The organism is Crocosphaera sp. UHCC 0190 (assembly GCF_034932065.1).
In the GTDB taxonomy this organism is placed as follows: domain Bacteria; phylum Cyanobacteriota; class Cyanobacteriia; order Cyanobacteriales; family Microcystaceae; genus UHCC-0190.
In genome coordinates this window covers 143,680-164,149 of sequence record NZ_JAYGHP010000008.1, presented here as the reverse complement: position 1 = coordinate 164,149, position 20,470 = coordinate 143,680, and the positions used below count along the sequence as shown (strand labels likewise).

Genomic DNA, 20,470 nt, shown 5'->3' with positions numbered 1-20,470 from the left:
CAATCATCCCTTAGAACCTGCCAAAGTAGCGGTTTTTTCAACCGCACTTTTGAGATCTTCTAGCCAATAAATCGGTAAAAACGTCACTGTCTCTTGTATTTTGTCCAAATTTCCTCCAATCAACCTTATCACTAATTGAAAGGGTTCTGCTTTGGTTGGTGTCGGTTTTCCCCGCTTCCGAGGCACATTTGTGCCAGTGGGCCGAGGTAAACGATCTTCACTATTTTGTTGATTCACAAAGGGTTGACAATAATCAGCGATAACTTGGGCTGCCATTTCAGAGGTTGAACCATTCCCCAAAATATTAATCAAAACCACCTGTAACTCCGGCATTTTCAGCATCTTTTCTAAAGCAATGCCGAGTTGTTTCACCAAAGACTTGGTGCTGCCCTTTTCTTCAATAACAAAGGCACAAGCAGGTTTACTTTTTTGATGCACTAAAAGATCCCAAGTCGTTAAGGTTAGTCCCCAACTATTACAGATGATTCCCACATTGCCCTCACCCTGAGAAGTTCCCACCCATCGAGGTTTTTGGGAGGGGGTTTGCACCATCATTTGAACCGGGGACAAGTTAGACTTATTTTCGCCGTTAGGAGTCGCCAAACTGAGCAAATCGAGATGACGGGATAAGGCGGTATCATTGACCGTAATTTTCCCATCAAGGGCCATCACCTCTCCGGCCGCACTTACGGCCAGGGGATTAATTTCTACTAAATCCAGGTCTTTTTCGACGAATAGTTGATACATCTTTTCAACGATCGCACTAACACCATGAATTAGCCGACCTTTTAAGCCCATTTGCGTCGCTAACCGACGGGCATAAAAGGGAGAAAAGTCCTGATCTAGCACGACTTTGTGCATATGTTTGAGCAGGGTTTCCACATCAATGCCCCCCCTAGACGATCCTAATAAAACCGGACGCTGTAGCTGATAATCTAAGAGAATTGAGAGAAAAAATTCTTCTTGAGCATCATAACGCGCTTCTGCCAGGATTACTTCTGGATATTCCCCAAGAATGGGCAAACTAAAAATAGCTTGAGCCGCAGCCACTGCATCAATGGTATTTTGGACAAAGCGAATTCCGCCGGCCCTTCCCCTTCCCCCTGAATGGACTTGAGATTTTAACACCACAGGATAGGGAATATGGAGGTGTTTGAGTTCACTAAGATTGGCAATGGGTTGAGAGGGCAAAATAGGAATGCCCACCTGATGAAACAGTTCTTTGGCCTGATATTCCAGTAAATCCATATTTGATGTTCTGTCCTTGGCGGAAGTTAACGAACTTTTTTGAGGCTTTCTACTTTATCCGTAAAGAGTTCTGTGAAAAGACTCAGTACCGTGCGATCTTCCCGAATTTTAATGTTAACACTGACGGACATTCCTGATTGGAGAAGAATCTCTCGATCGTCGGTTATGAGAACTTGTTGATTGAGTTTAATTTTAGCAGGGAATCGATAAAACTTATGAATTTCATCGGGTTCTAAGGCATCTGAACCAATAGAAAGAACTTCCCCTTTAATATCCCCAAATTCGCTAAAAGGAAAAGAATCAATCCGTATATCGGCTTTCTGGCCGACCCGCACAAAACCAATATCTTCGTTGGTAATATCGACCTCAGCCACGAGGCTATCATCGGGGACAATTTTTAGTAAGGGTTCTGTTTGGTTTGGGGGAGGAACATAACCAGGTGCTGCTTTTAAATCAAATACAATTCCACTCACCGGGGCTTTAATCGCTTGATATTTTAATGTTACTTTGGCTCGACTAATTTGACTGCCTAATTCGGCGATGCGTTTATCATTTTCTACCACCACTTTATTGAGTTGACTGTCAATTTCAGCAATTCTCTTTTGGTTATCTGACATCTTATCTCGGACATCTTTTTCACTCAGTTTCACCGTATTAGTTAATCTGGCATTGGCTTGATCAATGGCTAATCCTAAGCGTTTTTCTTCTTCTGTAAAACGCTCAATCTCTTTAGTCCGATCTTGGACTTGTTGCCGTTGTTTATCATATTCAATGGTGCCGTTAGCAATTTGTTCTGTTAGTTTTTGTTTCCGTTCTGTAATGGTTTGTCGTTGTCTTTCGACTTGGAGTCGGGCCACTCCCCCTTCTTCTTGTAAGGGTTCAATATCTCTAAGAATTTTTTCGTCAATGGCTAAAGCTTTTTGGGCATCTTCTAATGCTTCTTTATTTCTTTGTCCAATTGCGTCGAGAACTTTAATGTCATCATTTAATTGTTTTTTGGCATCAGCTAACTGCACTTGAGTTTGTCTGAGTTGTTTTTCTAATTGTTCCATCTCTAATTGGGCCGCAGATGCACGGGAAGAGGCTTCTCCTTGGGCCGCTTGCAGTCTGGCCACTTGATCTGAGGTTAAGTTGGCCCCTGGCACGTTGTTACCTAATTGAATTTGATAAAGTTGATTTTCTGCTATCAAAGCTGCGCGGTTACGGGCCAAAGCGGCCACTTCTACGGGTAATTTAAGTTTGATAATCTCTTGTTCTACTTGTAGGGGATCTAGAGATTGATCCATGAGGGTGCGATAAAATCTGTTTTCTTGTTCGAGGGATTGTTTGACTTTTTGTAGGGAAACTAAGTCCGCCGTGCTGGCTTCTGAATCTAAAGTAACAATAATTTCTCCTGCCTTGACATGATCTCCATCTTTGATCAAGACTTCTTCAACGACTCCATTCACAGGGGCCTGAATTTCTTTAACGGTTGCTTGGGGTTTGAGTTGTCCTTTCGCGGCAACCACTTGTTCAATTCTGGCGATCGCCGCCCAAAGAAGACTTGCCGTTGTTACCCCAATAATCGTCCAAACGATTCCCCGTGACCAACTGGGAGATTGACGCAGGATTACCGCTTGTTCAGAATTGATGGAGGCTAATAAGTTTTGAGCGAGGGGATCATCCGATTTCTCGGTAGTCGTCAGGGCAGATTTTGCCCCGTTTTGGTCAGCTTGAGTGAGATTATCCTCTTTATTTTGATTTCCATTGGCTTGACTCATAATATTTTGGGGAATCTTAAATTACTGATTTGCTTCTTGTTGTTGATAGAGGTAGTAATATCGACCTTTCATGGCCATTAATTCTTCATGGGTTCCCTGTTCAACCACTGACCCTGAATCCATCATGACGATAACATCAGCACTTCTAATGGAACCCAAACGGTGAGTAATGAAGAAAACCGTGCGATCGTTAAAGGAACTTAAGAGATTTAAACAAACTTGTTGTTCCGTGGCATAATCTAAAGCACTGGTGGCTTCATCTAAGACGAGAATCCGAGGATTTTGGAGAACGGAACGGGCGATCGCAATCCGTTGTTTCTGTCCCCCAGACAGGGCTGATCCTCTTTCCCCTACTCTTGTATTGTACCCTTGAGGTAGACCCATGATAAACTCATGAGCCGCAGCTACTTGGGCCGCTTCAATAATTTCTTCGGTGGTGGCATCAGGGTTGGTTAGGGCAATGTTCTCCTGGACTGTGCCATCAAATAGTAGGGTTTCTTGGGGAACCACACCCACCTGACGACGCAGGGAATAGAGTTCCACTTTGGCAATATCATAACCATCAATTAAAATTCGCCCGGATTCTGGTTCATATAACCGCGATATTAATTTAGTTAGGGTACTTTTTCCGGCCCCACTTCCTCCCACAACAGCGATAAAGGTTCCGGCCGGAAAATCAATGTTAATGTTATACAGTTGTAGGGGGCCATGTTGTTTAAAGCGGAAACAGACATTTTCGTATTTAACATCTCCCCGAACCGCAGGCATAGGAATATTTTGGCGATCGCGTTCCGCTTCTTGGGGAGTATCGACAATATCCGCTAATCGTTCTAAAGATAGGGCAGTTTCTTGGAAATTTTGCCAGAGTTGAGTTAGTCGTAAAATGGGAGAGGTGACATAACTAGAAATAATCCGAAAGGCGATTAATTGCCCTAAACTGAGTTCTCCTTCTAACACTAAATAGGCTCCCACCCATAACACTAATAACCCAGAAAGTTTATTGAGGAAGCTACTGGTAGAACTGGCTAAGGTAGAGGTAATTACGGTATTAAAACCGGCCGAGACATAACGGGAATATTTATCTTGCCATTGCCACCGCGCCCGCAGTTCAATATTCTGGGCTTTAACAGTTTGTATCCCTGACATTACTTCTACTAAATAGGACTGAGTTTGGGCGTTGCGTTCCGCTTTTGTCCTGAGTTGACGGCGAATGGTGGGAGAAAAGACCAATGTCATGGCCACAAAAATTGGCACAATACCCAAGGCCACCAAGGTGAGAATGGGACTGTACACAATCATCACCGCAATATAAACTACGGAAAAAACCGCATCTAAAACTACTGTTAAGGCGGTTCCCGTGAGAAATTGACGAATATTTTCTAATTCATTAACCCTAGTCGAAATTTCCCCCACGGGCCGTTTTTCAAAATACCGTAAGGGCAAACGTAATAAGTGATCGATAATTTCCGATCCCAAACTCATGTCAATGCGGTTGGTGGTATCTACAAATAAATAAGTCCGTAAGGTGGTTAAAACCGCCTCAAAAATTGCAATAATTAGTAAAAATAAGCCTAAAACTTGTAAGGTATCGGCACTATTCTGTACAATCACCTTATCAATGATCACCTGAATCATTAAGGGGTTAGCTAACCCGAATAGTTGCACAAAGAAAGAGGCGATAAAAACTTCTATTAATACCCGACGATATTGTTTTAATGCCGGAACAAACCAATGTAAGCCAAATCTTTCTTGGGGTGTTTCTTTCGTCAGTTGGAGTAACAAAACTTCTCCACTTTCTCCCCAGGTATCTAAAAAGTCACGGGGACGACGACGAACGATGCCAATTTCCGGCACCGCCACGATCACTTCTTTCTCACTGACATCATACAAAACGGCTAAACTATTTTGCCAGTTAATTAAGGCCGGGGTTTTTAATTGAGTAAAAGAGGAAGCGGGAATATTAATTAATTGAGCATTGAGTCCCATTAATTCCGTAATGGCACCACAAAGGGGCAACGATAAATTACCTGTTCGTTGCAGTTGTTCAGCCAAAATGCGACGAATCACATCCCGACGGTAGGGCATCCCAAAATATTGACTGAGCATTTGAAAACAAGCTGAGCCAATGCCTAAAGGGGTTTTTCCCTTAATAAAAGGATAATTTTTCCGTTGTCGTCGTTCTTGGGGTGACTGGGGTAACTTTGCCGTTCCCACCAGTTCAGCATCTGCATAGGGGATATCTTCTGCCATTGAGGAGGAAACTAAACCCGACTCATCAGCAAGTTGGGGTTGCTGATGAGTTGTCTGGGGAGAGGGGGTTGAGTCTGTTAGGGGAGGAAACCCAATGAGACGAACGGGTTGATTCCCTATTATTTTGGTCTTAATGTTAGTTAAGTTGGTTAAAAGACTGCCTGGGGGAAAGTTTTCCATTTCCCCACCACTGACTAACCAAATTTTGCCATCTTGTGGGGGTAGATTTTGATTTGATAAGGGTTGGTCTGGGGGGAGATAATAAACCTCTGTGTCTTCTAGGACTTCTTGGGCTAAGGATTTCAGATCTCCGTCTCCTTGGGCCTGTTGTTCCAGGTAAACCCCTAATAAGTCAAAGATTTCTACTAAACTACATTGGTCTTTAAAGGTCGCTTTTAGGGCGGGGTATTGTTGTAGTAATTGCCAAAACTCTTCTTGAGAGAGGGTTAACCCGACGGATTCTGTGGAGGCGATCGCGGTTTCACAGGGAACTCCTCGCACTAAATTAACTCCACCCATGATCGCCCCTGGTTTGAGTAATTCTAGGGTACTGGGCATTTGAGTACGAGGATCATACCCTAAAAGTCGCGCTTGTCCCTCAAAAAGAATGGTCAGGTGAGAAGACACCTTCCCTCGCATGAGAATCACTTGACCCATGCGATAACGCCAAATCTGACATTTTTGCGCTAAGTCCGCAATCACTGAGTCAGGGAGTTGCTCTAAGGGGGCTAAATGTCGAAGAAAGTCTTGTATCTCTGTGGTTGTATGGGTCATGGTTAAGTCAAATGTTTAACCTTGTTTTATCTCAACGGCTTCTATTATGGAGGAGAAAGCAACATTTTGCTGAATTTGGGCCAACAACCATGCTTGAAATAGTTCATTGATGAGGCGTTGTCTAGTGGCTTCATCGAGTTGGGCTGACATATATTTTTCTAAGCGCAGAATAATCCACCAGTCTCCGACTCGTGTTGGGGGTGATAATTGTCCAGGGCGGCTAGCAGAGAGAATTTGCGAGATTCTGGGGTGAGGAACGTTGAGTTCCACGGGGCCAATTAATCCCCCGGTTTGGGCTTCTGAACCTTCGGAATATTGTCTGGCTAGTTCGGTAAAGGTATTTTCTCCTTCTTGAATCCGAAAATAGAGTTCTTGGGCAATACCTGCATCTTTGGTGCGAATTAGGGAATATACTACTCGATCCAGTTGTCCTTTACATTTGACGAAGTAGGGATCTAATTTGTCGCTCCAGGTGAGTTGTTTAAATTTTTCAATTTTCAAGTCCCTGACACTGATCACCTCTAATTGTTGAGGGGTCATGCCATGATGGTCTAACCAGGCTTTTAACTGCGCTTCGTTGGTCAGTTGATTTTTTTGATAAAACTGCTGTTTAGCTTGGGCGGTTTCTTCTGGAGTACAGGTAATATCGGCGATCGCTTGATCAATGATAATTTCTTTGGCTAATTGGGGTAATAGTCGATACTGTGCCAATAAACGATATAAATTATGGTCTGAGATCTCTTGATCGCCAATTTGCAAGACAATACTCATTTTTTCCCATTCTCCTGTCGGGGACACTCCCAGTCTTTTTTACCGAGAGAGATAGCCAACATTCATGGTTGACTATCAGGGGTGATGATTTCAATCTAGACAAAATTGAATGACTTCAAGGTGATCTAGTGCAATTTACCCCATAGTCAATCTTAAACGAAAATCCTGTCTCAGACACAAAAAGACCTTGACTACTTCGTGGAATTCAAAATAAAATCAGTTTATTAAGAAACATTACAAACTGAGTTCCCAAAGCCTAGAAGCATTAAAAAAAATAATTAATCACTCAAAACCATGTGAATACTCGCTTTTGCCCCGATCTGTTAGCCAGGAAGTTCCAGAACAGTTAAGGATGGGTTCAACTTCGACAAATTAGGTTGAATTGCACTAATGTTAAGCCTTTCAGCCAGTTTCTTAACACTTCTTTACATAAAGACAGCAGTTTTTTTAATAATATGTAATAAATAATGGTTCAAGAGCATTGTATAAAATTAACTTGAAGGGTACACAAGACAGACCGAGATCATCTTGGATAGTTCTTGGAGAACCTTTCACGATTTCTGAGATCACCACTAAAGTTGTCTCAGGTTTCTTAAAAAAACTTTTGAAAGGGACTTGGGAAATCGCGGAGATTAATGTCTGTCCAAGCAGCCTAATCAACCCAATATGGGGATTCCGTGTTCCGTTCCAACTCAACTTATTAAGTCAAGTCAAGTAGGAGATTAATTCAATGTTTGACGCATTTACCAGAGTAGTTTCTCAAGCTGATACTCGCGGTGAGTTCTTATCTGCCTCTCAGGTAGATGCTCTGAGTGCTATGGTGGCCGAGAGCAACAAGCGTATCGATGCTGTTAACCGCATCACTGGCAACGCTTCAACTATCGTTGCTAACGCTGCTCGTTCTTTATTTGCTGAGCAACCCCAGTTAATCGCGCCTGGTGGAAACGCTTATACCCACCGTCGTATGGCTGCTTGCTTACGCGACATGGATATCATCCTGCGCTATGTTACCTACGCTACCTTCGCTGGAGACGGCAGTGTGCTCGAAGATCGTTGCTTAAATGGCCTTCGTGAAACCTACGTGGCTCTAGGTGTTCCTGGTGCTTCCGTTGCTGCTGGCGTTCAAAAAATGAAGGATGCCGCTTTAGCCATCGTTAACGATCCTACTGGAATCACCCCTGGAAATTGCAGTGAGATCGCTGCTGAAATCGCTGGCTACTTTGATCGTGCTGCTGCTGCTGTTGCTTAATTTTAAGCTTTAGTTGTTAACCAGCAATCAAGCATGATTTCAAAACCATTTCTAGGAAAACTTAGCAAAACAATCGGGAGATACTAAAACAATGAAAACCCCCTTGACTGAAGCCATTTCTACCGCAGATTCTCAAGGCCGCTTCTTAAGCAGCACTGAACTTCAAGTTGCTTTTGGACGTTATCGTCAAGCTGCTTCTGGTTTAGCCGCAGCTAAAGCTCTCAGCGAAAAATCTGCTCAATTGGTTACTGGTGCTGCTAATGCAGTTTACGCCAAATTCCCTTACACCACCCAAATGCAAGGGCCCAACTTCGCCGCTGATCAACGTGGTAAAGACAAATGTGCTCGTGACATCGGTTACTACCTCCGCATGGTTACCTACTGCTTAATTGCTGGTGGAACCGGCCCCATGGACGAATATCTAGTTGCTGGTGTTGCCGAAATCAACCGCACCTTTGATTTGTCTCCTAGCTGGTACGTTGAAGCTCTCAAGTACATCAAAGCTAACCACGGTTTAAGTGGAGATGCTCGTGATGAAGCTAACTCCTACATCGATTATGCCATTAATGCACTGAGCTAGTCATCTAGAAGGTGCTAATGACCTGGAAAGGCAGGAGGTTGTTGGCTAAGCAGTTAGCAATCATCTGTTTCTCCAGGTCTTGCCATATCTAAAATACCGCATTAAGCATTGTTAGGAGGTTAAATCATGACCAGTTTAACAGCAGCCCAACGGTTAGGTTTTGAGCCTTTTGTGGATTCGTCCCCTGTGGAATTACGGAAAAATTGGACAGAAGAAGAGGCAGAAGTGGCGATTCGGGCAGCCTATCGTCAGGTATTAGGGAATGATCACCTGATGTCTTGCGAACGGCTGAAGAGTGCCGAGTCTTTGTTGCGAAATGGCAATATTTCCATTAAGGATTTTGTCAGAACGATCGCCCTGTCAGAGTTATACCGTAATAAATTTTTCCAGAGCAATCCCCAAAATCGCTTTATCGAACTCAATTATAAACACCTATTAGGTAGGGCCCCCTACGATCAATCAGAAATTGCTTACCATAGTGATCTGTATCATCAACAGGGATACGAAGCAGAAATTAATTCTTATATCGACTCTGTTGAATATCAAGAAAACTTTGGTGACTTGATCGTTCCCTACTGTCGGGGATTTGCCACGCAACGGAATCAAAAAACCGTTGGGTTTAGTCGTATGTTTCAACTGTATCGTGGCTATGCCAATAGCGATCGCGCCCAAGGCAAGCAGAGTAAGTTGATGCAAGAAGTGGCTCGCAACACTGCTTCACCCGTCTACATTGGGGAGACTGCCGAAGTCTTGTCCGGTGTAGCTGGGGGAAGTCGTGACCAAGTGTACCGGGTGAGAGTCGTCCAAGGAGCAGCCCCAGGACGAGGAACCCAAATACGCCGTAGTAGTATGGAATATCTCATTCCCTACGAACAGCTATCCAACAAATTACAACAAATCAACCGTCAAGGTGGCAAGGTAACAACCATTACCCCCGCTTAAGTCTGCTGATTTTTAACGACTAGGGTTAAACTCATCAGGTTTAGCCCTGATCTGCAATTCTCAATATCAATGGTAATCATACAAAGGAGAACTTTTCAGTGGCGATTACAACAGCAGCCTCTCGTCTCGGTACCTCTGCCTTTAGTGACGCATCTCCCGTAGAACTTCGCCCCGACTGGCGGAACGAAGATGCTCAAGGGGTTATTCGTGCAGTCTATCGCCAAGTTTTAGGCAATGACTACATTATGGAATCTGAACGCCTCAAGGGTGCCGAGTCCTTACTCTGCAATGGCTCTATCAGCGTCAGAGAGTTTGTTCGTGCCGTAGCTAAATCAGAACTTTATAAATCGAAGTTCTTCTACAGCAATTTCCAAACCAGAGTCGTTGAACTCAACTATAAACATCTCTTGGGACGTGCGCCCTACGATGAAGCTGAGTTCGCTTATCATCTTGATCTCTATGAAAATAAAGGATTTGATGCTGATATCGATTCCTACATTGATTCCGTAGAATATCAAGAAAACTTTGGGGAAAATATTGTTCCCTACTATCGCGGATTTAATACCCAAGTGGGACAAAAAACTGTTGGCTTTACACGGATGTTCCGCCTTTATCGCGGTTATGCCAATAGCGATCGCTCTCAACTAGAAGGTAGCACCGTACGCTTAGCCACAGAATTGGGACAAAATTCAGCTTCTGCGGTAGTTGGCCCCTCTGGTGCTAACGATGGTTGGGCTTATCGTGCCTCCAAAGCCAATGTTACTCCCAGTAAGTCTTTAGGTGGAACTGTTGCTTTTGGTAGTACCCCAGGCAAAACCTATCGGGTAGAAATTTCCGGTATCGGGGCCAAAGGTGCGACAAACTATCCCAGTGTTCGTCGTAGCAGCCGAGCATTGATTGTTCCTTACGAAGAATTATCTGCTACCTTACAACGGATTAATCGTTCCGGTGGTAAAGTAGCTAGTATTACCCCTGCTGGCTAAAGAGAAGCCCGAAAAAGCTTATTCTGCTACAAATTGATCCACAATAAGTCAATCATCGTTTAGGAAATTCTTGGTCATGTTAGGTCAATCAGCATTAGTTGGAGCGGCTAATAACCCCTCAGCCAGTCGTGTCTTCGTCTATGAAGTGACTGGACTTCGTCAAAATGAGACAAACGATAAGAATAGTTATCCTGTGCGTCGCAGCGGTAGCGTTTTTATCAAAGTCCCCTATGCTCGGATGAACGAGGAAATGCAGCGCATTACCCGCATGGGTGGCACTATCATCAACATTACACCTTCCACTGAAGGCTAACGTTGTCATGGTGGACAATTCCCAGGATAATAATGTCATGGGACTATCGGCAGGTCAAGGATCTGCCGATGATCCTGCTTATACGGTTGAACAGGCGTTATATAACCTACAACAGACGGAAGATCCCAGTGCGCGTTATTATGCGGCTTGGTGGATCGGACGGTTTCGCGTCAGTGATCCGGTGGCCATTGATGCTCTTTTGACGGCTTTAGAAGATGAAAGCGATCGCTCTCCTGATGGGGGTTATCCTTTACGACGAAATGCGGCTAAAGCTTTAGGTAAATTAGGCGATCGCTCTGTGGTTCCCGCCTTAATTAAGGCCTTGGACTGTGAGGATTATTATGTCAGAGAGTCGGCGGCGCAATCTTTGGAAATGTTGGCAGATGCTCAAGCTATTCCAGCACTGATTCAGTTGTTAGCAGGAGGAATAGAAGCAGCACAACAGGTAGAAGGTAAACCCCATCTCAGACAACCTTATGAAGCCATTCTAGAAGCGTTAGGAACCCTCAAAGCAAGGGAAGCTATTTCCTTAATTGAACCCTTTTTAGAGCATTTTGTGCAAAAAGTTCAATATGCTGCTGCCAGAGCATTGTATCAGTTGACAGAAAGTTCTATTTATGGGGAAAGACTGGTCACAGCATTAGGAGAAAAAGATTTGCAGGTGCGTCGTTCTGCTTTAATGGATTTAGGGGCTATTGGTTATTTAAAAGGGGCTGAAGCGATCGCTAATACCTTAGCAGAAAATAGCTTAAAATTAATTTCCCTTAAAGGTATTTTAGAACATCATTTAAGCAAAGAATCAACACAAGACTTGGATGAAGAAAGTATTAAAGTGATGATGTTAATGGATGGTTTGTTATAACCTATGTTCAGCAGTTTCAACCCCTAAAATGTTGATTTTTTGAATGGCTAAAAGAGACAGGCTACTTCAACATCGAAAAAATAATCCCAACAATGTTACCTTTACAGAAATTCATCGGGATGTAGTAAAATCAACTTCAATGGCTAAAGTAAGGCCCGGAATTGTTGCTGATAGGCTTGATTATTTAACCCATCTCCTTGAGAAGCGGTTTGAGGATTAACCGCTTTTGTTAAGGCACTAACCCGTTGTGGGGTGGCAGGATGAGTGCTTAAAAACTCAGGGGTTGCGCCTCCGTTTTGGGTCAGTTTTTTCATAAAAGTAATCATACCAATCGGCGCATAGCCAGCGCGTTCTAAATTTTTTAGTCCCGCTTGGTCTGCTTCTAATTCAGCTTCTCGGCTATTTGGCAAATTAACGGCCAGTTGAACTCCTAAGTTAACAATATCATTCTCATTGAGTCCTGCGGCAGACATCAACCCTTGAGAAACAGCAACATTCCGCATTTGTTTAATAGAGTGGCGTTCAGTAATGTGGCCGATTTCATGGGCTATGACACTGGCTAATTCCGCTTCATTGTCCGCAGCCGCAATTGTTCCAGTATTAATATAAACGAAGCCTCCCATCGTAGCAAAGGCATTAATGGCGTTATCATTCACCACTTGAAAGGTAAAGGGAAGATTAGAACGACTGCTATTTTTGGCTAACCGATAGCCAATACGCTCAATTCGTTGGGTTAATTCTCGATTTCGTGATGGGGTGAATTGCCCACTTTTTAATAATTCTTGGTTAATTTGTTGCCCATATTTGACTTCTTGAGAATCGGACAGAGTAGATAATTGAATAACTTGCACCCCTTGAAAAATCCAGTTTAACCACGATTGACTATAACCGGGTTGAGGGGTACTGATAATGATCAGGCTACTAAAAACAACAGTTAATAAACTATAAGCTAGGGAGCGACGATAGAAGCGAGGAAGTTTCATCATAAGGACGGAAAGCTCTGAACTCAACGAGATCACTGATACAGTTTAATTTTATTATTTTCGGTTTATTGATTAATTCTAACAACTGTTATTAACGTTTAAATCTCTGCTTGTTCCAGATTAGTAATTGTCTATGATTTAATTGATTTTGGCTAAATATTTCTACTTTTTTCGATTTAATTCTACTTCTTGATCTCTGAGATTGTGAGAGGAGAGAAGGCAATACTATGTAGGTTTTATGCAAAAACTTGATCATCAACGTGAGTTCGACGAAACTAGGTTATGGTGACATTGAGGAGTCTCCAAGTCAGGAGTCTCCGAGTCAAAATTAACTAATTTCTTCTATCGAACTCACGTAAGCAGTATTGAGAGAGAAGGAACAAACTTAACCCAAATCCATAATTCCCTAACTTTACCTTCCTGATTTACAAAACCCTAGCATTTTACCTAGACTTAAGGGAGCAAGGGGTTTATTATGGGACTATCTTTTATTCCATAGGGAAGTTTGGCGTTAAATTTCTTATGTTAGTTTCTCCTAAAGCTCAAAAAAACTCAGTCAAGGTGGCTAAATACGTTCCCAAACTCTCAGAAGCAAAACAACTAGAAGCTGAGCAAAAGAAAAATGTTTTACTTTTAGTCGAAAATTTAGTCGAACGAGAGGAAGCGACGTTTAAAATGATTATTGATTGTCTTTATGATGTGGGGTCAGTCAATTTAATTAATAAAAAAATTCGCTTTCGTCCTCTTAATAAAATGATGAAATTAGTCGCTAGGCTTTCTAAATCAGGCTTTCGGACGGTTGCTATTTATTGGGTTAAGAAAAATTCCCCTGAGTTAATTACTAACTTTTTAATCCGTAAAGTGCGTTTTTAGCTCAGTGTTAAAACCTATAGCAATCCTAAATAATTCAGGGAAAATATCGGTTATCTTTTACTATGGTTATTGTATTATAACCAAAATAGGATCGCTATAGTATGGCTTATAGAAATACACATTAATTATACCATAGTTTTCTCTTTCGCTAGAACAAAAACACTACCTTCATTACCTCGTCCAATACGAAGATCTTCATCTAAATAGGTAATTTCTAACCATCCTTGTTGTTCTCGATTTTCAATACTCAAATCCAAGGGTAAAAACTTTTTACCTGCTTCAATTTCTTTGATCAATTGATTGGGTGAAGTATATCCTAAAAACTTCTGAAGTCCTAAAATATATCGTTCAAATTTTACCTGAACCCGTCGTTCAGATACCCCTTCAAATCTGGCGGCAACACTGACAATTCCCTCTAAAAAAGGAACGCCAATTATTTCAGCAATGTTGTACAATTTAGCATCTTCAGCACGAATACATTGATAGATTTGACCTAACTGTAAAAGGGGAAAACGATCCAATCCTAAAATACCTCGACTGGTGGTGTAAAGTAATCTCCAGTTACCTTCTAATAATTCTAAGGTTTTTAATGGTTGAGGATTTGGGTTATGATCTTCGAGTTGTTCGATGGCAGAAAGTACCCGAACTTTATCCATTTCTGTCGCTAGTAAACCGCGATTTTTACCAGCGATTGTTTCTAATAACTTTGCTTTTTCATTCATTAGTCAATATCCTTGAAATTGTTTCTAATCTATTAATGGGGAGGTAAATCAAATAATACTTGAGTCATATATTTATGAGACCATTCTTCCCCAAAGGCTTTTTCTAGAACCCGACGGGTTTTATCATTTTGTTGTTGCTTTCTACAATAATATTCTTGTCCCTCTAAGTTTAATATACGTTGTTGCTCAGAAACAGTTTGGGAGACTAACGCCTGTTGACAATGTATCTTTAAAAAATCTCCAACTCGGTTAACAAACTGGGTTTCCTCTACTTCATTATTCGGACGAATAAATAAACAATAATCTGAGAAAATATCGCCCCATTCTGGTAAATCACGGGTATCAGAAAAGCTTGGGGTGGGAAGTTGGGATAAAGCTTGACGATAGGCATCAGACAAGGTTAACTGAGGGTTAGCAGGAGATAAATCGGCGATCGCCGCACTGACTGCACCCCGTCCTGCTACAATATCACACCCAAACATGGGAAGGGAATAGTCAGGACGAGGAAACATGACACAATGGAGAATATCTAACCCCTGCCCTACTTTAGCTAACTCTAGGTGCATTTTCCGAAATTGAGGGGTTTGATAGCAACGATTTTCAATGACGAGTTTTTCCCCTTCCAATTTCCCCTCAACATACCCTAATCCATCGGGTAACTCATAGGGACTCAAGTCAAGATATTGCTGCCAATGGGATAAAATAACATCAGCTAACTCACGAATTAAGGGATGTAATTGTAAGGTGGTGGGGGAAATTTCTAAAATAGTCATGGTTGAATAGTAATCAGCGTCCCTGAGACACAATCAATAAAAGATCCTATGTTTCAGGATATACTGAGATTGAACCTGATGTGAATCACTTCAAAAATAACTTAACCTTTGGAGACAATATGTTTGGATTAGGATGGCCTGAAGTTGGTATAATTCTCTTGGCTGCCTTGTTGATCTTTGGCCCTAAGAAAATTCCTGAATTGGGATCTTCCCTGGGAAAAACCTTACGGGGTTTTAAAGAAGAAATTAATAACCCAACGGATGAGGATTTGGAAGATAAGGAATAAGTAATGAGGAATAATGTATTACTTTAAATAAATTAATACATTCAATCCAGGAATTGTTCGAGATAAAGTCCACAATAATAAGACAACATAGAGGATTCCTAAACTCCATTGATACCACACTAAAGTAGTAATTAAACCGGGAATATGTTGATCTCTTAATCGAATATCATTAAATCCTAATTTCAGAAAATTATTTAAGCTAAAATCATAATAATTTAGCCAATTCCAGCTTCTTTCCCAGACTAACGGGGTATAGCGATCTCGGAAAAAGGGGAATTCAGGAATAATGGGTAAACGTACAATTAATAATTGTAATTGTCTCAATCCTCCATCGAGAACAAAATAGGAAGTTTCCATTAAATCATGATATCTTCCTCCTTGATAAATCCAAGCAACTAAGGCAACAGGAATCGGGAATAAAATTAATCCCAAACAGCTTAAAGTAAGGAAATAGTTTTCAGCAGAATTAACAATCTCCACCATTCCCATTCCTAATAGTAATAAACCACTAATTAACATATAAATAATTTCATTATGATTAGGAAGAATAGGACTGGGAACTTTACGTCTACAACGATCTATCAACCAAAATAATACCCCAAAATATCCAATAGTAATGAGTCCCACCCCAAAAATTAAATTAAAATTTGTTCCATAATCACTCAATAACAATAAAAGACTTAAAAATAAAAAATGAATAATTATCTTGATATAAATTAACCTAAACACTTGAAAATAAGGGGTTTTAAGGATTTTAGTGATTAACTGTTTTTGTTTTAACTTCTGAGTTTTATATTCTAATTGATTCCCATCGGGTATTTGTTCTAATTTACGAAAATTTTGGATTAAATTTCGTAAAACAGTTTCATTTCCCTCCAAATCATTCAAATACATTACCCTCCCAATACTACCTGTATCGCCGAAAATTTTAGCTCCATCAGACTCAAATGCTAATCCAGCAATATTAACCCCTCGATCTCGAAAAAATTCAGCATTACTAAAATCCATTGTTCCTAATAGTTTAACATCTTTTAAACTTAATGTACCCCTAAAATAAGTCTTTCTAAAAGAAATACTTTTTTCAAATGTCGAATTCAAAAAGCTAACAGATTGAGAAAAAACACTATTAGAAAAAATTACTCGATCTTGCCAATTAACATTACTAAAGTTTACAGATTCCGACCATAAACTATGCTGGAAATTAGCCAATTTAATGAATTCTGCTTGACTAAAATCTACTTCTTCCTGAAACTGACTGCGAATAAATTGAGACTCACCTTGAAATTTTGCCTGAATAAATTTAACCTGCTTCCGAAACTTAGCAGAATCAAAATTAACATCTCTGCCAAAAATTGCCTGACTAAAATTAGCTTTCCTGGCAAAGCAAACTTGACTAAAATCAATTTCTTGAGTAAACTTTGCTTGTTTAGCTTCTAACTTTTGTAAAAAAAATGTTCTCCTAAAATCAGCTTTACCTGTAATTAAAGTATCATTAAGTTTGACCGGACTTCTTAACACAATTACTGAGGTTAGTATGTCCCCAGGATTTGAGGAAAACTGTTCATCTTCTGTTACTATTTTGGTTTCAATTTCTGTTAAAATTTGAGGTAGAGCTTCTGAGGAAAGAACCGTCGTTAATCCCAGACGACTGGTCATAAAATCCCCTTGAATCAACCCATGACTAAAATCTAAGCCAATAACCTTATCTGAACGATTGAGACGACTTTGTAATTGTTGATAAAATTGCTCTCGAAATTCTCTATTTTCTGGCGTTAAATCAATCACAAAATAACTGAGATCGATGGTCGATATTCCTTCTTGAATTTGGGGTGAATTAAGGCGTTCTTGAAGTAAATCTAGGGTCAGGGGAATGCGTTCAGCATCGGCAAAACTTGGAGAAGCAAAAATTAATAAAAATAACCATAAAATAAGTATAAAAAAACAATAGCGCAAAAAAAACACAAACCTTTTTAAATCACTTAATTAAGTACCGTATTAATCGCTGATTCCAGTTCTGTTTGACTTAAATCTGTGACAATAAAGACTTCTTGTACCGTTTTTCCCTGCCTAGCGATCGCCTTATAACCTCCTCGAATGGGAACGGATACCCGCAATTTTAAATGAGGAGAATGGCCCCTAGAACGACTAATCACACCAGGGGTAACTGTACGAATGCCAGTATATTTAATCAACTTTTCAAGAATCGGAATCAACCCATCAACATGAGTAGAATGGTTCCAAACTAACCGACCTTTATCTGGTTGGGTCATGATTTAAGCTTCCTCCAAAGGTGCCATCGTTAACCCTTCCCGTCGCAGTTGTTGGTGATAGAGTTCCGCTTGTTCTTGGGGCCCCACCCACACCGTTGCTAAACCTTGATAGTGAACTTGCTCAGTGAGTTCCCAAGCGCGTTCTTTCGTCATGGACGGGATATACTTCATTAGGCAGTTAGCCACGTGTTCAAAGGTATTAAAATCATCGTTGAGGACAATGACTTTATAATTAGGATAGGTCTTACGATCAACAACAGTAGAGCCTTTGGGGGTAGTCGAGGTAGAAGTGGCCATCCCTTTAGTTGTTGTGGATAGTCTCTTACTCATTAGTCTCAAGGGGAACGGAAATAGTTTGGATGGTGTTGGCATTATAATTCGTCTTCTAGTTTAACAATTTTTTCCAAATTTCCCTATCCCTTAAATGAACAAGCGATCGCCTAATGTAGAAAGGCGATCGCCCTGAACCGTTCAAAAACTGAACTTAGAGAGAGATTTCGCTAAATTCACGGGTCATGTGATCGAAAGGTTGATCAATAAAGGAAGTGTCTTCAATTCCCGCATCAGCGGCCATGGTTTTAATCATGTCCTTCATGATCTGAATACCCCGAACCGTTGGTCCAATGGGAACCCCCAAAGAATTATAGGTTTCCCGTAACCCTTGTAATACCCGTTCATCGAGGACACCGGGATCCCCTGCGACTAAAGCATAACTTGCATAGCGTAGATAATAGTCCATATCCCGTAAACAAGCCGAATAACGACGGGTAGTATAAGCATTACCCCCTGCACGAATTAACTCTGGAACTTCTTCAAAGAGTTGAAGGCCAGCCCCTTTGACAATATCAGCAGAATTCCCATTAATGAGGGCAGCAACTTGAATTCGGGCGTTTCCTGACTCAAAATAGGATTTGAGATTAGCGATCGCATCCCGATCTAAATAACGGCCTGTCTGATCGTAGTTTCTAATTAGGCTAGTAACGGCATCTCGCATTAAAGTTTTCTCCCAACGGCAATTTTTTTATGGCTTACCAGGAAGCCGAATGTTCCTTTTTATTTATAATCCCACAGGGATGAACCCCAAGCGAAATTGTCTAACAAAGTCGTCCTTTCTTTCGCAATCGTTAACTTTTTGATACACTTCTTTACAGAAAAGCCTAATTTCTGACCTTTTTATCGAGGCAGATCCAAAACTTAGTATTGTTTACAGATTTGATCCATAAAATCCGTATCCTGTTATACAAAACATCTGGTTAGCTATCTTTACCATCAGTGATTTGAGGCTAAATATATATTGACACTCGAAGGAGTCTTCCATGGCTGAAACGCCCCAAGAAGTCTTGAAAATGGTTCAAGACCAAGACATTAAGATCATTGACCTGAAATTCATTGATATGCCAGGAACCTGGCAACATTGCTCTTTCTATTACGATCAAATTGACGAAAATTCTTTTGTTGATGGTGTTGCCTTCGACGGTTCGAGTATTCGGGGTTGGAAAGCCATTAATGAATCTGATATGATGATGGTTCCCGATCCCAAAACCGCGTGGATCGACCCCTTTTATGAAGAACCCACCCTCAGTCTGATTTGTGGGATCAAAGAACCCCGCACGGGAGAATGGTATAGTCGTGACCCCCGTACCATTGCCAGTAAAGCCGTTGAATACCTGAGAAGCACTGGTCTGGGTGATACTGCTTTTATTGGTCCAGAAGCAGAATTTTTCATCTTTGATGACGTACGTTTTGACCAAACCGAAAACACAGGCTACTATTACGTCGATAGTGTAGAGGGACGCTGGAATACGGGACGGCAAGAAGAAGGCGGCAACTTGGGCTATAAACCTGGTTATAAGCAAGGTTATTTCCCTGTGGCCCCGACTGACACCAGCCAGGATATGCGGACAGAAATGCTGCTAACCATGGCTAAATGTGGGGTTCCCATTGAGAAACACCACCACGAAGTTGCCACCGGGGGACAAAATGAATTAGGGTTCCGCTTTGCGACTCTAGTGGAAGCGGCTGATTATTTGATGACTTACAAATATGTCATCAAAAACGTGGCTAAGAAGTATGGCAAAACCATCACCTTTATGCCCAAACCCCTGTTTAACGATAATGGCTCAGGAATGCACGTTCACCAGTCTATCTGGAAGGGTGGACAACCCCTATTCTGGGAGAAGGGTAATTACGCCGATTTAAGTAAAATGGCTTTAAATTACATCGGTGGCATTTTAAAACACGCCCCCGCTTTGTTAGGGTTAACCAACCCCACCACCAACTCCTATAAGCGTCTCGTACCTGGTTTTGAAGCCCCTGTTAACCTTGCTTATTCCCAAGGAAACCGTTCAGCTTCTGTTCGTATTCCTTTATCGGGCCCTAACCCCAAAGCAAAACGCTTAGAGTTCCGTTGTCCTGATGCAACCTGTAACCCCTATTTAGCCTTTGCAGCAATGTTGTGTGCGGGTATTGACGGCATTAAGAACGAAATTGATCCCGGAGAGTCTTTAGACGTAGATATCTACGATCTCAGCCCTGAAGAACTCAGTAAGATTCCTTCGACTCCTGGTTCCTTGGAACAAGCTTTAGAATGCTTAGAAAAGGATCATGGTTTCTTAACTGATACCGGAGTCTTTACCGAAGATTTCATCGAAAATTGGATTGAGTACAAACTGGATAATGAAGTTAACCCCATGCGGTTACGTCCTCATCCTTATGAATTTGCTCTTTACTATGATGTTTAGAGTTTAAATTATCATTCATTTTTGAAAATTGCCACCCTAAAGGTGGCGTTTTTTTTTGCAGTATTGTAATGAAGATGAAATTATTAAGG

General features: G+C 41.3%; 20 protein-coding genes. 9 read left to right on the top strand and 11 right to left on the bottom strand.

Going from position 1 to position 20,470, the window contains the following annotated elements:
* Nucleotides 1-3 precede the first annotated feature (3 nt).
* From VB715_RS13320 to VB715_RS13305, 4 genes are read right to left on the bottom strand one after another with little or no spacing between them, the layout of a single operon-like run.
* Entirely contained in the window at nt 4-1,248 is a 1,245-nt protein-coding gene (locus tag VB715_RS13320) for an ATP-grasp domain-containing protein (protein ID WP_323301701.1), read from the bottom strand.
* Nucleotides 1,249-1,274: 26 nt separating this feature from the next.
* Nucleotides 1,275-3,008, bottom strand: a complete 1,734-nt coding sequence (locus tag VB715_RS13315; RefSeq protein ID WP_323301700.1) for an HlyD family efflux transporter periplasmic adaptor subunit — start codon at nt 3,006-3,008, stop codon at nt 1,275-1,277.
* 21 nt (nt 3,009-3,029) lie between these two features.
* A complete protein-coding gene (locus VB715_RS13310) occupies nt 3,030-6,032 on the bottom strand; it encodes a peptidase domain-containing ABC transporter (RefSeq protein ID WP_323301699.1) in 3,003 nt (1,000 codons plus the stop codon).
* 15 nt (nt 6,033-6,047) lie between these two features.
* Nucleotides 6,048-6,803, bottom strand: a complete 756-nt coding sequence (locus tag VB715_RS13305; protein WP_323301698.1) for a peptidylprolyl isomerase — start codon at nt 6,801-6,803, stop codon at nt 6,048-6,050.
* Nucleotides 6,804-7,533: 730 nt separating this feature from the next.
* On the opposite strand from VB715_RS13305, the gene VB715_RS13300 reads away from it, so the two are divergent.
* From VB715_RS13300 to VB715_RS13275, 6 genes are all read left to right on the top strand, one after another.
* Complete coding sequence (locus tag VB715_RS13300) at nt 7,534-8,052, top strand: phycocyanin subunit beta (protein ID WP_323301697.1); 519 nt, start codon at nt 7,534-7,536, stop codon at nt 8,050-8,052.
* Nucleotides 8,053-8,143: 91 nt separating this feature from the next.
* Nucleotides 8,144-8,632 (top strand): phycocyanin subunit alpha, encoded by a 489-nt coding sequence (gene cpcA / locus VB715_RS13295; RefSeq protein ID WP_323301696.1) that lies wholly within the window; start codon nt 8,144-8,146, stop codon nt 8,630-8,632.
* A 126-nt stretch (nt 8,633-8,758) separates the two neighbouring features.
* The gene (locus VB715_RS13290) at nt 8,759-9,574 is read left to right on the top strand and encodes a phycobilisome linker polypeptide (RefSeq protein ID WP_323301695.1); all 816 of its coding nucleotides are present in this window, start codon (nt 8,759-8,761) and stop codon (nt 9,572-9,574) included.
* A gap of 98 nt (nt 9,575-9,672) precedes the next feature.
* On the top strand, nt 9,673-10,557 hold the full coding sequence (locus tag VB715_RS13285; RefSeq protein WP_323301694.1) for a phycobilisome linker polypeptide: 885 nt from the start codon (nt 9,673-9,675) through the stop codon (nt 10,555-10,557).
* A 76-nt stretch (nt 10,558-10,633) separates the two neighbouring features.
* Nucleotides 10,634-10,870 (top strand): phycobilisome linker polypeptide, encoded by a 237-nt coding sequence (locus VB715_RS13280; RefSeq protein WP_323301693.1) that lies wholly within the window; start codon nt 10,634-10,636, stop codon nt 10,868-10,870.
* 7 nt (nt 10,871-10,877) lie between these two features.
* On the top strand, nt 10,878-11,732 hold the full coding sequence (locus VB715_RS13275; protein ID WP_323301692.1) for a HEAT repeat domain-containing protein: 855 nt from the start codon (nt 10,878-10,880) through the stop codon (nt 11,730-11,732).
* Nucleotides 11,733-11,875: 143 nt separating this feature from the next.
* Here VB715_RS13275 and VB715_RS13270 read toward each other — a convergent pair whose 3' ends face one another.
* The gene (locus VB715_RS13270; protein ID WP_323301691.1) at nt 11,876-12,718 is read right to left on the bottom strand and encodes a M48 family metallopeptidase; all 843 of its coding nucleotides are present in this window, start codon (nt 12,716-12,718) and stop codon (nt 11,876-11,878) included.
* Between the two features lie 519 nt (nt 12,719-13,237).
* Here VB715_RS13270 and VB715_RS13265 point away from each other — a divergent pair.
* The gene (locus VB715_RS13265) at nt 13,238-13,588 is read left to right on the top strand and encodes a hypothetical protein (RefSeq protein ID WP_323301690.1); all 351 of its coding nucleotides are present in this window, start codon (nt 13,238-13,240) and stop codon (nt 13,586-13,588) included.
* A gap of 125 nt (nt 13,589-13,713) precedes the next feature.
* Here VB715_RS13265 and VB715_RS13260 read toward each other — a convergent pair whose 3' ends face one another.
* A complete protein-coding gene (locus VB715_RS13260) occupies nt 13,714-14,310 on the bottom strand; it encodes a PAP/fibrillin family protein (protein ID WP_323301689.1) in 597 nt (198 codons plus the stop codon).
* A gap of 32 nt (nt 14,311-14,342) precedes the next feature.
* Nucleotides 14,343-15,083 (bottom strand): phycocyanobilin:ferredoxin oxidoreductase, encoded by a 741-nt coding sequence (locus VB715_RS13255; protein WP_323301688.1) that lies wholly within the window; start codon nt 15,081-15,083, stop codon nt 14,343-14,345.
* A 119-nt stretch (nt 15,084-15,202) separates the two neighbouring features.
* On the opposite strand from VB715_RS13255, the gene tatA reads away from it, so the two are divergent.
* Nucleotides 15,203-15,370, top strand: a complete 168-nt coding sequence (gene tatA, locus VB715_RS13250; protein ID WP_323301730.1) for a twin-arginine translocase TatA/TatE family subunit — start codon at nt 15,203-15,205, stop codon at nt 15,368-15,370.
* A gap of 18 nt (nt 15,371-15,388) precedes the next feature.
* On the opposite strand, the gene VB715_RS13245 is transcribed toward tatA, so the two are convergent.
* From VB715_RS13245 to apcB, 4 genes are all read right to left on the bottom strand, one after another.
* A complete protein-coding gene (locus VB715_RS13245) occupies nt 15,389-17,332 on the bottom strand; it encodes a pentapeptide repeat-containing protein (RefSeq protein ID WP_323301687.1) in 1,944 nt (647 codons plus the stop codon).
* A gap of 17 nt (nt 17,333-17,349) precedes the next feature.
* A complete protein-coding gene (locus VB715_RS13240; protein ID WP_323301686.1) occupies nt 17,350-17,640 on the bottom strand; it encodes a DUF2103 domain-containing protein in 291 nt (96 codons plus the stop codon).
* A gap of 3 nt (nt 17,641-17,643) precedes the next feature.
* Nucleotides 17,644-17,937: an ATP-dependent Clp protease adapter ClpS gene (gene clpS, locus VB715_RS13235; RefSeq protein ID WP_323294150.1), complete on the bottom strand. Its 294-nt coding sequence runs from the start codon at nt 17,935-17,937 to the stop codon at nt 17,644-17,646.
* Between the two features lie 187 nt (nt 17,938-18,124).
* Entirely contained in the window at nt 18,125-18,634 is a 510-nt protein-coding gene (apcB, locus tag VB715_RS13230) for an allophycocyanin subunit beta (protein WP_323301685.1), read from the bottom strand.
* 322 nt (nt 18,635-18,956) lie between these two features.
* Here apcB and glnA point away from each other — a divergent pair, with 322 nt between their 5' ends.
* Entirely contained in the window at nt 18,957-20,381 is a 1,425-nt protein-coding gene (glnA, locus tag VB715_RS13225) for a type I glutamate--ammonia ligase (protein ID WP_323301684.1), read from the top strand.
* Nucleotides 20,382-20,470 lie beyond the last annotated feature (89 nt).